The sequence below is a fragment of the Rhizobium sp. 21-4511-3d genome, from assembly GCF_053522545.1.
This window is the reverse complement of record NZ_JBNWCF010000016.1, coordinates 17,192-29,948: the sequence shown is the minus strand read 5'-3', so window position 1 is coordinate 29,948 and position 12,757 is coordinate 17,192. Positions and strand designations below refer to the sequence as shown.

The 12,757-nt window shown below is 61.8% G+C and carries 12 protein-coding genes and 1 pseudogene; 4 read left to right on the top strand and 9 right to left on the bottom strand.

What is annotated here, in order from left to right:
* Positions 1–32 precede the first annotated feature (32 nt).
* Positions 33–2,036 (top strand): aldo/keto reductase, encoded by a 2,004-nt coding sequence (locus ACQZ5H_RS27330; RefSeq protein ID WP_449099529.1) that lies wholly within the window; start codon positions 33–35, stop codon positions 2,034–2,036.
* Between the two features lie 39 nt (positions 2,037–2,075).
* On the opposite strand, the gene ACQZ5H_RS27325 is transcribed toward ACQZ5H_RS27330, so the two are convergent.
* From ACQZ5H_RS27325 to ACQZ5H_RS27290, 8 genes and pseudogenes are all read right to left on the bottom strand, one after another.
* Positions 2,076–2,855: an anti-sigma factor family protein gene (locus ACQZ5H_RS27325; protein ID WP_449099528.1), complete on the bottom strand. Its 780-nt coding sequence runs from the start codon at positions 2,853–2,855 to the stop codon at positions 2,076–2,078.
* Positions 2,852–3,371, bottom strand: a pseudogene (locus tag ACQZ5H_RS27320) (RNA polymerase sigma factor). The gene ACQZ5H_RS27325 and the pseudogene ACQZ5H_RS27320 overlap by 4 nt, the downstream one beginning before the upstream one ends.
* Before the next feature lie 53 nt (positions 3,372–3,424).
* Complete coding sequence (locus tag ACQZ5H_RS27315) at positions 3,425–4,879, bottom strand: YVTN family beta-propeller repeat protein (RefSeq protein ID WP_203430453.1); 1,455 nt, start codon at positions 4,877–4,879, stop codon at positions 3,425–3,427.
* A gap of 15 nt (positions 4,880–4,894) precedes the next feature.
* On the bottom strand, positions 4,895–5,365 hold the full coding sequence (locus tag ACQZ5H_RS27310) for a DUF305 domain-containing protein (RefSeq protein WP_449099527.1): 471 nt from the start codon (positions 5,363–5,365) through the stop codon (positions 4,895–4,897).
* A gap of 71 nt (positions 5,366–5,436) precedes the next feature.
* On the bottom strand, positions 5,437–6,309 hold the full coding sequence (locus ACQZ5H_RS27305) for a CopD family protein (protein WP_449099526.1): 873 nt from the start codon (positions 6,307–6,309) through the stop codon (positions 5,437–5,439).
* A complete protein-coding gene (gene copC / locus ACQZ5H_RS27300; protein WP_449099525.1) occupies positions 6,306–6,671 on the bottom strand; it encodes a copper homeostasis periplasmic binding protein CopC in 366 nt (121 codons plus the stop codon). The genes ACQZ5H_RS27305 and copC overlap by 4 nt, the downstream gene beginning before the upstream one ends.
* Before the next feature lie 94 nt (positions 6,672–6,765).
* Positions 6,766–7,377: an exopolysaccharide biosynthesis protein gene (locus ACQZ5H_RS27295; protein WP_449099524.1), complete on the bottom strand. Its 612-nt coding sequence runs from the start codon at positions 7,375–7,377 to the stop codon at positions 6,766–6,768.
* 3 nt (positions 7,378–7,380) lie between these two features.
* On the bottom strand, positions 7,381–7,689 hold the full coding sequence (locus ACQZ5H_RS27290) for a hypothetical protein (RefSeq protein WP_449099523.1): 309 nt from the start codon (positions 7,687–7,689) through the stop codon (positions 7,381–7,383).
* A gap of 376 nt (positions 7,690–8,065) precedes the next feature.
* Here ACQZ5H_RS27290 and ACQZ5H_RS27285 point away from each other — a divergent pair, with 376 nt between their 5' ends.
* The 3 genes from ACQZ5H_RS27285 (at position 8,066) to ACQZ5H_RS27275 (ending at position 12,274) form a co-directional block, all read left to right on the top strand.
* Positions 8,066–10,186, top strand: a complete 2,121-nt coding sequence (locus ACQZ5H_RS27285; protein ID WP_449099522.1) for a TonB-dependent siderophore receptor — start codon at positions 8,066–8,068, stop codon at positions 10,184–10,186.
* Positions 10,186–11,409 (top strand): MFS transporter, encoded by a 1,224-nt coding sequence (locus ACQZ5H_RS27280; protein ID WP_112718542.1) that lies wholly within the window; start codon positions 10,186–10,188, stop codon positions 11,407–11,409. Before ACQZ5H_RS27285 ends, ACQZ5H_RS27280 begins: the two co-directional genes overlap by 1 nt.
* Positions 11,410–11,485: 76 nt before the next feature.
* Entirely contained in the window at positions 11,486–12,274 is a 789-nt protein-coding gene (locus ACQZ5H_RS27275) for a PIG-L deacetylase family protein (protein WP_449099521.1), read from the top strand.
* On the opposite strand, the gene ACQZ5H_RS27270 is transcribed toward ACQZ5H_RS27275, so the two are convergent.
* Positions 12,264–12,671, bottom strand: coding sequence for a response regulator (locus tag ACQZ5H_RS27270; protein ID WP_112718538.1), 408 nt, complete (start codon positions 12,669–12,671; stop codon positions 12,264–12,266). The two genes, ACQZ5H_RS27275 and ACQZ5H_RS27270, sit on opposite strands and share 11 nt — an antisense overlap.
* Positions 12,672–12,757: the final 86 nt, after the last annotated feature.

Below are 12,757 nucleotides of genomic sequence, written 5' to 3'. Positions count from 1 at the left end.
TCCCAAGACGATTTTATGAAAGAGGAATAGATATGAGCTCAGAACAACCGATCCGCTGGGGCATTATCGGTCCCGGCACCATCGCTCGCACCTTTGCGGATGGCATCGCGCATTCGCGGACCGGCAAGCTTTCGGCCATCGCGACCCGCAATCCTGACAAGCCCGGCCTCGGCGACGGTTTCTCGGGCGCCCGTATCGTCAAGGGCTATGACGCGCTGCTCACCGACCCCGAGATCGACGCGATCTATATCGCCACGCCGCATACCGGCCATGCCGAGTGGGCGATCAAGGCGATCCGCGCAGGCAAGCACGTGCTCGTCGAAAAGCCGATCGCGCTTTCTGCTTACGATGCGGACGCGATCTATCATGAGGCGAAGAAAGCCGGCGTCTTTGCCGGCGAAGCCTTCATGTACCGCGTCCATCCGCAGACAGCGAAGATCGTCGAGCTGGTGAAGAGCGGCGTCATCGGCACCGTCAGGATCATCCGCTCCAGCTTTGGTTTCAACATGGGCAGCTTCAAGCCCGAGCATCGGCTGTTTTCCAATGACACCGCAGGCGGCGGCATTCTCGATGTCGGAGGTTATCCGGTCTCGATGGCGCGGCTGATTGCCGGGGCTGCCGAAGGCAAGCCTTTCTTCGAACCCGAAAAGGTCTCGGGCGTTGCCCATCTCGGCCAGTCCGGTGTCGATGAATGGGCCTCGGCTGTCCTGAAATTCCCGAACTCGATCATCGCCGAAGTCTCATGCTCGATCATGGCCAACCAGGATAACACGCTGCGCATCATCGGCTCCGATGGCCGTATCGAGGTCAAGGATTTCTGGTTCGCATCCGGCCACAAGGGCGGCACCGGCAAGATCGAGATCATCAAGGGCAACGAGCAGGAAACGGTCGAGGTCAAGGAAGACCGCTGGCTCTATTCCTTCGAGGTCGATGCCGCAGGCGATGCGATCCGCGCTGGAAAGCATGAGTTCACCTCGCCGGGCATGAGCTGGGCAGATTCAGTCGGCAACCTTCGGGTTCTCGATCAGTGGCGCGCGTCGGTCGGCCTGGAATACGGGGTCGAGAAGGCAACGAAGCGGACGCTCAATCTCGCGGGCGCACCGGTCAAGCTCGGCAACAGCATTCCGAAGCGTGAAATTCCGGGTATTCTGAAGCCCGCTTCGGTCGTCACACTCGGCTTCGAATTCTTCCCGAATTTCGCCGCCGCGTCGTTGACACTCGATGCCTTCTACGAGGCAGGCGGCAATGCCTTCGACACGGCCTATGTCTATGGCGGTGGCAAGACCGAGGCGATCTTCGGCGACTGGCACACGAGCCGCAAGGTTCCGCGCGATGAAATCGTGCTGATCGGCAAGGGCGCCCATTCGCCGCTTTGCTACCCTGACATGATCGCCAAGCAGCTCGACCAGTCGCTCGACCGGCTGAAGACCGACTACGTCGATATCTATTTCATGCACCGCGACAACACGGCCGTACCGGTCGGTGAATTCGTCGATGCGATGGATGCCGAGGTCAAGCGCGGCCGCATCCGCGGCATCTTCGGCGGCTCGAACTGGACCCGGGCGCGCATGGAAGAGGCAATCGCCTATGCCGACAAGAACCGCAAAACGGCGCCGGCAGCCCTTTCCAACAATTTCTCGCTAGCCGAGATGCTGGATCCGATCTGGGCCGGTTGCGTCGCGGCTTCCGACGACGAATGGAAGGCGTGGCTGAACAAGAAGCAGATCCCGAACTTCGCCTGGTCGAGCCAGGGCCGCGGCTTCTTCACCGACCGCGCCGGACGCGACAAGCACGACGACGAGGAAATCGTCCGTTGCTGGTATTCGGACCGTAACTTCGAACGCCGCGACCGGGCCATCGAACTCGCCAACAAGCTTGGCCGCAGCCCAATCCATATCGCGCTCGCCTATGTCATCGCCCAGCCCTTCCCGGTCATCCCGCTGATCGGCCCGCGGACGATCGCCGAGCTGGAAGACAGCCTCTCGGCGCTCGACATCAAGCTGACGCCGGAACAGGTGAAGTGGCTGGAAGGCTGATCGAAGGTTCGGGGGGCCTCGCAAGGGCGCCCCGAATGCTTACAGGGCGGTCGTCACCTGCGACCTGACATCGTCGGCGAAGGAGTGAAGCTCGTTGCTCGGCAGCGAGCCGACGAGGCTATAGCCGAGACCGTCATTCGCCCAGCTCCAGCCATTCACGGCCCCGCTGGAACTCTCGATCATCGGTCTGTTTTGGTCGACCAGCATTTTGCGTGACAGCATCACCAGCCGACTTCCATGGTCGTTGTCATACATCAGCATGACGCCGGGACCATGCAGCGTGGACACCACCCGTCCGCCCATCAGCCGGTATCCGGCTTTCGACAGATCCGGGATGACTGCAGAGGCGCCTAGTGTCGAGGATGCCAGCTGCTTCAGCGTATCGCTCTCGCTGGCGCGAACTTCGACCGGGCGGACCTTGTCGGAAGCGAAGGTTCCGTAGCTCGCCGACGCTTCTTGCGCCAGCATCGCGACACCCTCGGTCGCAGGTGCCGTCATGCCCTTCACCAACCAGCCGCCGGTAGCGCCAACGGCCAGAAGCGCCATCGCCGCGGCTGCCATCGGCGCAAATCCGGCACGCGCCCGAGGCCGTCGGGCGGCGGCGATATGAGCCAGATTGAGCCGGCTCGGGACAGGCTCCTGCATGACGGGATCCATGGCTGAGCGCAATGCTGCAACCTGGCTTGCATAAGAGGAAAGGCGAGCGGCGGCTTCCGGGTTGCCCTGCAGATAATCCGAGACTTCGCGATGGCGCTCGGCATCGAGAACATCGTCAACATAGCCCTGAAGATCGTCTTCGGTGATGGGTTTCCTGGTCATTTGATCCTCCGCAGGTGCGGTCCGGCAGATGGCATATTGATGGGCTTGCGCTCAAGTAGCGTTCGCAGCTGTTCCCTGGCGCGCGAGAGAGACGGTGCCGATCGGAATATCGAGCACCTTGGCCGCTTCCGAATAGGTCATGTCCTCGACGGATACCAGAAGCAGGATGCTGCGATAATCGGGTGGCAGGCGGTCGATCGCCGCCATCACTTCCTGTCCATAGACAATGCTCTCCTGGACGGCCTCTCCAACGTTGCCAGCTTCCGGCACGTCTTCAATAGCGACCGCAAAGCCGCGGCGCGCCTGTTGCCGTAGGCGATTGACCGCCAGATTGTGGAGAATGGCGAAAACCCAGGAACGCGGGTCGTCGTTGCGCCGCCGGTGCCAGTTGGCCACGACCTTTTCCAGACAGTCCTGAACTGCGTCATCCGCGCTCTCGGGATCGCCGAGCAGACCGCGCGCGTAGCGGCGCAGCGCCGGAATCATCGGCTCAACATGTGAAAGCATATCGTCCATCTCACCAGTCTCCGCGAGGATGGCCCGCACTGCAAGCGCGGGCCATCCCTTTGTTATTCCACCTGGACCTGAACGATCTTGCCCGGCTTGCCGTCGGCCGAAGCGGCGACCACTAGGTAGCGCTGCTCGTCCTTGTGCTTGGCCTCGACGATCTGCCGGATCGGACCGACAGCGTTGACGATCGCTGCGCCCGCCGGATTGGTCATGAAGGCCGAAAGGCTCTGCAGTGGGCCGCTGCCATCCGGCTTTTCAGAGAGAGCCAGGATATAGGGCGTCTTCGCATCAAGTCCGGTGACCGAAGCCTGCAGCACCTGCGTCAGGCCCTGGTCGAACAATGAGACTGAGGTCGGCGCCTTGTCCTTCGAGCCCTTGGGACCGAGCTTGAAATGAGCTGCCTCGCCCGCCGCGCCGAGCGGCATGAGGTTCTGCATGCCGTCTCCCTCAGGCACGGCATTCGGCACGTAATTCACCGCCTGGGCAGCCTGCCCGATCGGAATGGTGGCGATGACCTTGTTGGTCAGGGTATCGATCGCGGCCATGGCATCGGCATTCTCAAGGCCGACATAAACGCGGGTGCCGTCACCGGAGGGCCAGATGCCGTGTGGCAGATTGCCGACCGGGATGGTGGCCACTTGTTCGAATGTGTCGGTGCGGAATGCCTTGACCTGATTGAGGCCGCCGACCGTGACGTAGGCGAAGCTGCCGTTCTTGTTGGTGACGAGATTGACGTGGTTGGTGATCGGTCCCGTATCGATCGTCTTGATCACGTCGAAGGGTGGCTTTGCGTCGAAGACCTGCACCTTGCCAGTGTCCTTCAGGGTGAACCAGACCTGTTTGCCATCTGGCGACGCCGCAATATTCGGGCAGAAGGGGCTCGCCTGCTTCACATGGCCGACGATCTGATGATCGGCGACGGAAACGGCGACGGTGTCGGGGTTAAAGGACGAGCAAATATAGGCATATTTGCCATCCGGCGAGAAGATCTGCATGCCCGGGCCCGAGGGAACCTTGATCTGAGCCTTTTCTGCAAAGCTGTCAGCGTCGATGACCGAGATATAGTCCTCGCCGCGGACGGTAACCCAGACTTCCTTGCCGTCAGGCGTGTAGAATGCTTCGTGTGGCGAGCGGCCGATATAGGTGGTGTGCTTGACGGTGTTCGTTGCGGTATCGATGAAGGTCACCGAATTCGAGCCGATCGAGACAACTGCGATGGTCTTCTTGTCAGGTGAGAAGCCCATGCCATGAACGAGGACCTGTCCCTTATACAGCGGGCTCAGATTGCCCGGCTGCGGATCGCCGAGCTTGATGACGCCAAGCAGCTTGTTGGTGGAGGGATCGGTCACCGAGACGGTGTTGGAAAACTGCTCGGCAGCATAGACGCGATCTTTGCTGCTGACCGGGATGTCTGCATCGGAGGCGGCAAAGGGTGCCTGGCCGGCAAAGGCGGAAAGTGGTGCGAGCGTGCTGCCCGCCAGCAAGGCTGCGGCGATTGATCTGCGAATGGTCATGGGGCAATGCCTTCTTTACATCTTCATGTTCGGATCCATGCCCTGCATGGTTCCGGCTGGGGTATTATCCGGAGTGGCCTGGGTCGGGGCCGCCTCGGATGGTGGGAGCGGATCGCTGATCGCCAGCTTCATGGCGGCGATTTCCTGCTGCTGATCCACGATGATTTCCTGGGCGATACGCTTGATCTGCTCGTTCTTCCCGTATTTCAGGACGGCGATCGCCATATCGATGGCTCCCTGATGATGCGGTGTCATCATGGCCACGAAGTCGCGATCGACATCGCCGCTCGGCTTGAGCTCCATGTCGGCCATCATCTTGTCCATCGCGCTGTTGTTCTCGGCGAGATAGGCGGCTTCCGGACTGTCGGATATTGCGGCCGCGGCTGGCTGGTGCTGCGCGTCATGGGCAAAGGCGGTACAGGCACCAGCGGCTGCGAGGATCACGGCGATCGCCGCCGCGGATGTCTTGTGGGAATAGGCTCTCATGGCTTCTTTCCTTGCTGTGATGCATCGGTAGACACTGGCCGCGGCGGTCTATTCCCAGCCGGGCGAAAAAATTACGTCGGGTCGTCGAGGCCAAGCGAGGCGACCAGGGCAATGGCCGTTAGGCCGAGGACGATCTCTAGGGATGAGCCGAGCAGAAGGAGCCGGTTGGCGAGCTGCGGATATTTGCGCTGCATCGGCACGGCGCCATAGCGGTTGGCGGTTGCGATGACGGTCATTGAAAGGACTACCGCCATCTTGAGGGCGAGCTTTTCTTGATACGCGGACCGCATATCTGCAGGCAAATGGCCGAGAATCTGCAGGCTGTTTGCAAGCCCGCTAGCGAGTACCAGTGCCACAGCACCATGCCCAATCCGCGAGAAGCGCCGCAGCGACTTTACCGCCTCGGCCCGGAGGTTAGGTTGCCGCGCCAGCTGCATCAGAACAAGGAATGGCACCAGCGCGCCAAGCCACGCGGTCCCGGCAAGGATATGAATCGCCTCGGCCGAGATTTTTAGGACGCCAGCTGGCCCCCAACTCTCAGCGGCATGGCCGAGCAGCGCCGCCTCGGCAAGAGCCAGGCCGGACAAGAGGATAGCAGCTCTGCGGTAGCCCGCAAGGAACACCGCGAACGCTACGGAGCAGGTTAGAGCGCGGATCAAAAGCGCAAGGCCGACATTGGTCGAAAAAGCGACGCTATTCAGCAGGTCAGGATCGAGCGCTGCTGCCCAATCGGAAACGATCTCGGCTGTCTGGATGGGGATGGCGGCGAGACCGGCGAATGCGGCCAAACCAATGGCCGCAGGCAGCAATGTTCTCATTTGGTGATACAGGTGCGCAGGGATAGCGCCGGTGCAGATGAGTGCAAAACCGCCGCCGCCCCAAACGACGCTCAGACCGGCATCGCAGGCGAACCGCGCCAGCACCAGCGCGGTGTGCGGGCTCACGGTTCTACCGTGAAGCCGAAGGAGCCGGATGTCTTGTGCCCATCGACCGACAGGATCTGCCATTCGACCGTGTAGGCTCCGGGTGAAAGCGTGCTCGATGGCATGGCAGAGAGCGCCTTGCCATGCGCTTTTTCATTCGTGAGCGGCACCAAGTCGCCGGAAGCCGCGGTCAATGTCAGGTGTGAAAACGCGGGCTCGATGTTTTCGGTGAGGGTGATTGATATGCTGTTCGGCGCCGCCGTCAGCTTTGCGCCATCCGCAGGCATTGCGGTTTCAAGATGGGCATGCGCTGAGGCCATTCCGGCGGCGAGCAGTGTTGCGAAGAGGGAGGTGGCGAGGATCGCGGGTATCTTGCGGGGCACGTCCTGTTCCTTTCGAACTGGTTACATGCCGGTAGACACCCGCGACTGAAGCGTATTCCACAGTCTGGCAAAAAATGCCGGAGAGCGAAGCTGCCTATGCAGCAGCAATCAACGTAGCCGCACCGCGAAACAGGAAGACGGTTGCGACAGCGGCGACCGCAGTCAGCGCGAGCCCGCCCAAAATGACCAGGCCATCGCGCTCGATGAGGCCGACGGCCATGACGCAGATGGCGACGGCGGGTGCGATATTACCGAAGGGTATCGGCAGGGCGATGACGATCGCGAGTGCGAAGACCGGGACGCCGAGCAGGCATGGGAGGAAGCGGCCGGCGAGGGCCTTCATGCGCTGTGGCCGGATCAGCTTCTCGACCTGCCGCACCATCGGTCCGGCGTGACGCTCCATGCTCTCGAAGACCTTGCCAGAGAGACGGCGGTTGCGGAGGATCTCGGGCAGCCAGGGGCTGCGGGCGCCGAAGACGAATTGCAGTGAGATGATCGCCAGCGCCGTGCCGAACACCGCGCCGAACGGGCCGGGGATCGGGATCAGCGGCGGGATGGCGAGCAGCAGGATGACAAACCCGAAGCCCGACGGTCCCATTTCATCGATGACTTCGCCGATGCTGAGACCGTCCCGCTCGCGGGCGGTGGCGGCAAGGCTGGCGAGCGTGCGCGACGCCACGCCTTCTGATCGCTGCGCATCCGCCATGCATCAGGCCTCTGCGCCGCCGCGTTCACCCTGGAAGATCTGCGTCAGGGCCGCGCAATTGGGATCGCTGGTGTCGAAGAGTGTGGTCGGCGAGGTCCAGCCGGTGGCGATGCCGATTGCCGTGCCGGTTGCCCAGACCGGCTCTTCGCCGGCGCGCTGCAGCAGGCGCGGGCCATGGGTCGCAACGCATTGCTGCGATTGCTGCAGGGCCTGAACCGGAAGATTTGCAGCATCGACGCGCTCGCGGATTTCAGCGTGCAGCGGGTCGACGACGAACAGGGCAAAAAGCCAGGCGGCGATTTCGGAGATCAAGGTGGTGCTCCCTTGGCGTCGGCGCGAATGTCGGAAATGGTCCGACATCGCGAAAGTGCCGAAGCTTTCGCCAGAGGGGCCCGGACCAGCGGGTCACGCGCTCATTTGGGGATCGCGGCGCCGGTTTCAAGTGCTGGTAGCAGCCAAAATGATGCGTCGCTGAGAGGCTGGAGTGGGCTCGGCGCATCGCTTCAGCCTCGTCCAGGCGAACTGATATCCTTTTAAATTCAGATCCATAGCACACCACGGTTGCAGTTTTTGCCCTGGAGACCTTGCGCCTCGCCTTTGGCTTTTGCTAGCTACGCATAAAGTTGATTATAAGAATCATGTTTTTGAATCCTTTTCCGGCGATGAACGTGGGGGCGTAGAGATGTCATTGAAACTTAAAAAACTGCAGCTGCTTTCGGCTGCCGCATTGCTTGCGGTCGCGGTTGCCGATACCGCCTGGGGACAATCTGCAGAGCAGGAGAAACCGGCCTCCGGTGATGGCGCGACGAACCTCGCGCCGATCGTTGTCGAAGGGCGCGATCAGGGCGTTGCAAAGATCGTCGAGACGGATGGCTACGTGCCGAAATCCGGACGCACGGCGATGAAGACCGATACGCCGGTTGCCGAGACTGCCCAGTCCGTCTCGGTGATCAGCCGCAAACAGCTCGACGACCGCCTTCCGCAGAATGTCGGCGAGGCCGTAAGCTATACGCCCGGTGTCCGCGCCGGCCAGTATGGCGCCGAGCCACGTTACGACGCCTTCAAGATCCGCGGCATCGACCTGACCTATACCGGCATCTTCCGCGACGGCCTGCGCCAGATCAGCAGCCCGAACGGGCTCTTCCGCATCGAGCCCTATGGCGTCGAGGCATTGACGGTCCTGCGTGGGCCGGCGGCATCCATCTACGGCGCCAGCAGCTCGGGGGGCATCGTCGATATCATCTCGAAGCGCCCGACCGAGGAGCAGTTGCGGGAAATCGAGCTGCAATATGGTTCCTACGGCCGCGTTCAGGCCGCTTTCGATCTTTCCGGGCCGGTGACCGATGACGGTGTCTTCCTCTACCGGCTGACGGGCGTCGCGCGCGATGCCCGCAACGAGATCGAGGCCATCAAGGACGACAGGCTGATGATCGCGCCGGCCTTCACCTGGCAGCCGGACGAAGGCACCAAGCTGACCATTCTCGGCGAGTATATGGACTCCACCACCGGCGGTACCTGGGGCTACATCAACAACTACGACAGTTCAGGGTCGTCGATCGGGGCGACGCCTGTTTACGGCGGTGATGAGCGGTTCAACGATTTCACGCAGAAGCAGTGGCGCATCGGCTACGAATTCGAACACGAGCTGACGGAGGGCCTGACGCTGCATCACAAGCTGCGCTATTCCGAGCTCTCTGCCCGTCAGGAATGGGTTTTCGCCGACTATCCCGGGATCGGGTACGAGGACAATCACGGTCTCGCGGCAGACACCTATCTCGAAGGCGATTTCAGCACCGGCGCTGCCCAGCACAAGCTGATCGCCGGCATCGACTACAGCTTCATGGCATATGATGCCCGCCAGGGCTCCGGGCCTGATCTCTTCACCGACACCTACACCTATGTGCCGGCGCTGACTTATTTCGAAAAGCAGAAACAGAACTCGATCGGTATCTACCTGCAGGATCAGATCGAGATCGGCAACTGGCGGATCGCGGCCGGACTTCGCCACGACTGGCACCGGAGCGAATACACGCCCGGCGGCGTCGACTACGTGCGCAACGACAGCGAGACGACAGGGCGCGCATCGATCGGCTATGTGACGCCCTGGAGTGTCATGCCTTACATCAGCTACGGCACCTCCTATGTGGCAAATCCGGGCGTCGTGCTGACCAGCGGCGGTGTCGGCCACCAGGCAAATCCGACGCTCGGCGAGCAATATGAAATCGGGCTGAAGTACCAGATACCGGATCAGAACGTGCTGATCTCTGCGGCCTATTTCAACATCGACCAGAAGAACGCCTCGGTCTACGAGACCTCGTCGGGCGTCAATCTCCTGCGCCAGCTTGACCTGCGCTCGCGCGGCTTCGAGCTCGAAGTTACCGCTTCGCTGGATAATGGTCTCAGCTTCACCGGCGGCTACTCCTATAATGACGTCGAGATCACCAAGCTGACGTCCGAGACGGTCGGCAATCAGCTCAATTCCTCGCCCTATCACATGGTCTCGCTCTGGGCGGATTACGAGGTTCAGAGCGGCCCGCTCGAGGGGCTGGGTGTCGGCGCCGGCGTTCGCTACGTCGGCTCGAGCTTCGGCGACAACAAGCATACACCGGTGTTGAACAACGGCGCCCGGACCTTCGTCGATGCAGCACTTCGTTATGATCTCGGCAAACTCAACCCGTCGATGGAAGGCGTCAAGCTGCAGGTCAACGCCACCAACCTTCTCGATCAGGTGGATCAGGTCTGCACCACGGGCTTTTGCTACTACGACGAAGGTCGCAAGATTGTCGGCAGCGTGAGGTACCGGTTCTGATGTCCGCCAGCGAAGCCTCACCTGCAGAGTTCCCGTCGCCGGTCGCCATCTTCGTCGCCATCGGCGGCGTCTACGTAGCCCAAAGCGTCATCGGCGGGCTGACCATGCTCGGCCTTCCCGCCGTGCTGAGACAACAGGGATTGCCGCTCGACCAGATCGGCCTTCTCTATCTGACGGTACTTCCCTGGGCGGTGAAATTCCTGTGGTCGCCGCATATCGAGCGGTTCCGCCTGCCGGCCATTGGCCGCAACCGTTCGAACGTCATCGTCATGAGCGGCAATCTCCTTTGCGTTGCCGGTATCGTCGCGGTCGGCATCCTGCAGCCCGCGGTGCTGCTGCCGGTGATCCTGACGCTCGCCTTCGTCGCGCTGGTGGCTTCGACGGTCGATATCGCCTGTGATGGCTATGCTGTCGAAAACCTCGCCAAGCGGCATCACGGCTGGGGCAATGCGGCGCAGGTTGGCGGCTCCTACCTCGGCTCGGCGATCGGCGGCGGGCTATTCCTCGTGCTGGTGGACAAGATCGGCTGGCAATATGCCTGCTTCATCATGGCGGGGGCGATCCTGGCGCTCAGCTTGCCGTTTTCGCTCGGCCCTGCGGCAAACGAAGGCGAGCGGCAGCGCAGCCATACGCCGTCACTTGCCGCAACCATCAGGCGGCCCGAGATCCGCCGCGGAATGATTGCGACGGCGCTCTTCGTCGCGGCTCAGAAATGGGGGCTCTCGATGCTCGGGCCGTTCCTGATCGACCAGGGCTTCGATCTCGCCACTATCGGCCTGCTCAATGGCGCGGGAAGCATGTTCATCGGCTTGGCGGGCGCGCTTGCGGGCGGGGCGCTGGTTCGGATGTTCGGGACGCGGGCGGTGCTTGCGGGATCGCTCGCCGTTCAGGCGCTCCTGCTTGCCGGTCTGCTCTATGCCGGCCTCGGCGGCGGGATGCCGCGATCCGCGACGCTTGCCATCGCCATTGCCAGCTCCTCAGGCATCATGTCGATTGGCTTTGTTGCCCTCTATGCCCAGTTCATGGACTGGTCGGATCCGCGCCAGGCGGGGGTCGATTTCACGGTCTTCCAGTGCATGGATGGGATCGTCAGCATTGTAGGAGGTCTCGGTGCCGGATGGCTTGCCGAGCGTCTTGGCTATGAGAGCCTGTTTGGTGGCGCTGCCGTGCTCTGCATTGCCGCCATCGTCCCGATCTTCCGGCTGCTGCGGAGAGTTGGCTAAAGCGGCGCTGGCATCTTTGGCAGGGTCGTATATCCATGGGAGCAGACGATGAAACCTGCATCCACGGACGCCCGCAATGCTCACCAAAGACGATCGCATCCTGATCCTTTCGCCGCATCTCGATGATGCGGTGCTCAGCTGCGGTGGCCTCATGGACAAGGCTGTGAGGGATGGCACCACCGTCGTCGCAGCGACGATCTTCACCGCAGATACCGATATCGGCGGCGAGCCGTCGCCGCTGGTTCGTGAACTCCACGCGTGGTGGGGTCTGGGTGCCAATCCATACGAGGTGCGCCGCGGGGAGGATATCGCCTCGATCAGCTATCTCGGCGCGGATCATATCCATGGCGGCCTGTCGGATTCGATCTATCGCCGCGGCCCGGATGGTGCGTCCCTCTATGCGACGCGCCAGGCGGTCTTTTCGCCTCCCGTCGCCGATGATCCCGCATGGGACGAGGTGCGGGCGCTTCTCGGGCAATGGCTTGCGGGGATAAGGCCGACCATCGTTCTCTGCCCGATGGCGGTCGGGCGGCATCTCGATCACGTCGTGACGACGGAGACATTCCGCGGCCTTCACGACGCGTCGGATGCGGAGGTCTATCTCTATGAGGACATTCCCTATTCGGCCGGTTTCTTCCCGCCGAATTATCCGGACAATGTGCCCGCCGCATTGGAGCGGACGAAGTGGACGATCGACGGGCCTGTCGATATTGCCGTCGATTTCGAGCGGAAGTTTGCGGCGATCCTGAAATATGAATCCCAGATCGCCGAAATCTTCCCCGGCCTCGATGCGAGGGAAGAACTCCGGAAATATATGGGCGACGGCTCCGTCTACAGGGAGCGGTACTGGCGCATCAGGCGCTGAGCACCGTCCGGGGCGGCGTCAGGCCGCCGTTGGAGCGCGCGTCCTGCTTTCGGGTTCGTGCGGCCAGAGCGTCCATCAGCGCCGCCTTCACCTTGTCGAGATGATGCGGCTTGGTCACGACGTTGACTGCGCCCTCGAAGTCGGCGACCAGTTCCGGATTGCCGGTCATGAAGACGACTTCGATGCCGTATTGATCGATCAGCGTGCGGGCGATCTGCGGGCCGGTCGGCCCGTCGGCGAGCTGAACATCGACGAGAGCGATATCGGCCCGCCGTGCCAGTGCTATGGCTTCGATTTCCGTTCTTGCGAGCCCTGCGACTTCAAAGCCGTTGTCGAGCACCATGCTTTCGAGATCCCAAGCGATGATGCCCTCGTCCTCAACTATCAGTACTTTCATATCACTTCCAACTGCTGCCCCTGCGAGCGGAATTAGAGATGGGGGCTGGAAGGTCAATAGCGCTGGTTAAGAGTTTGGTAACGAGG

Excerpts from the sequence above, each read along its gene's own strand:
- ACQZ5H_RS27275 (WP_449099521.1), top strand. The coding sequence starts at position 11,486 with ATGCTCACCAAAGACGATCGCATCCTGATCCTTTCGCCGCATCTCGAT.
- ACQZ5H_RS27315 (WP_203430453.1), bottom strand. The coding sequence starts at position 4,879 with ATGACCATTCGCAGATCAATCGCCGCAGCCTTGCTGGCGGGCAGCACG.
- ACQZ5H_RS27280 (WP_112718542.1), top strand. The coding sequence starts at position 10,186 with ATGTCCGCCAGCGAAGCCTCACCTGCAGAGTTCCCGTCGCCGGTCGCC.
- ACQZ5H_RS27330 (WP_449099529.1), top strand. The coding sequence starts at position 33 with ATGAGCTCAGAACAACCGATCCGCTGGGGCATTATCGGTCCCGGCACC.
- ACQZ5H_RS27295 (WP_449099524.1), bottom strand. The coding sequence starts at position 7,377 with ATGGCGGATGCGCAGCGATCAGAAGGCGTGGCGTCGCGCACGCTCGCC.
- ACQZ5H_RS27325 (WP_449099528.1), bottom strand. The coding sequence starts at position 2,855 with ATGACCAGGAAACCCATCACCGAAGACGATCTTCAGGGCTATGTTGAC.
- ACQZ5H_RS27270 (WP_112718538.1), bottom strand. The coding sequence starts at position 12,671 with ATGAAAGTACTGATAGTTGAGGACGAGGGCATCATCGCTTGGGATCTC.
- ACQZ5H_RS27310 (WP_449099527.1), bottom strand. The coding sequence starts at position 5,365 with ATGAGAGCCTATTCCCACAAGACATCCGCGGCGGCGATCGCCGTGATC.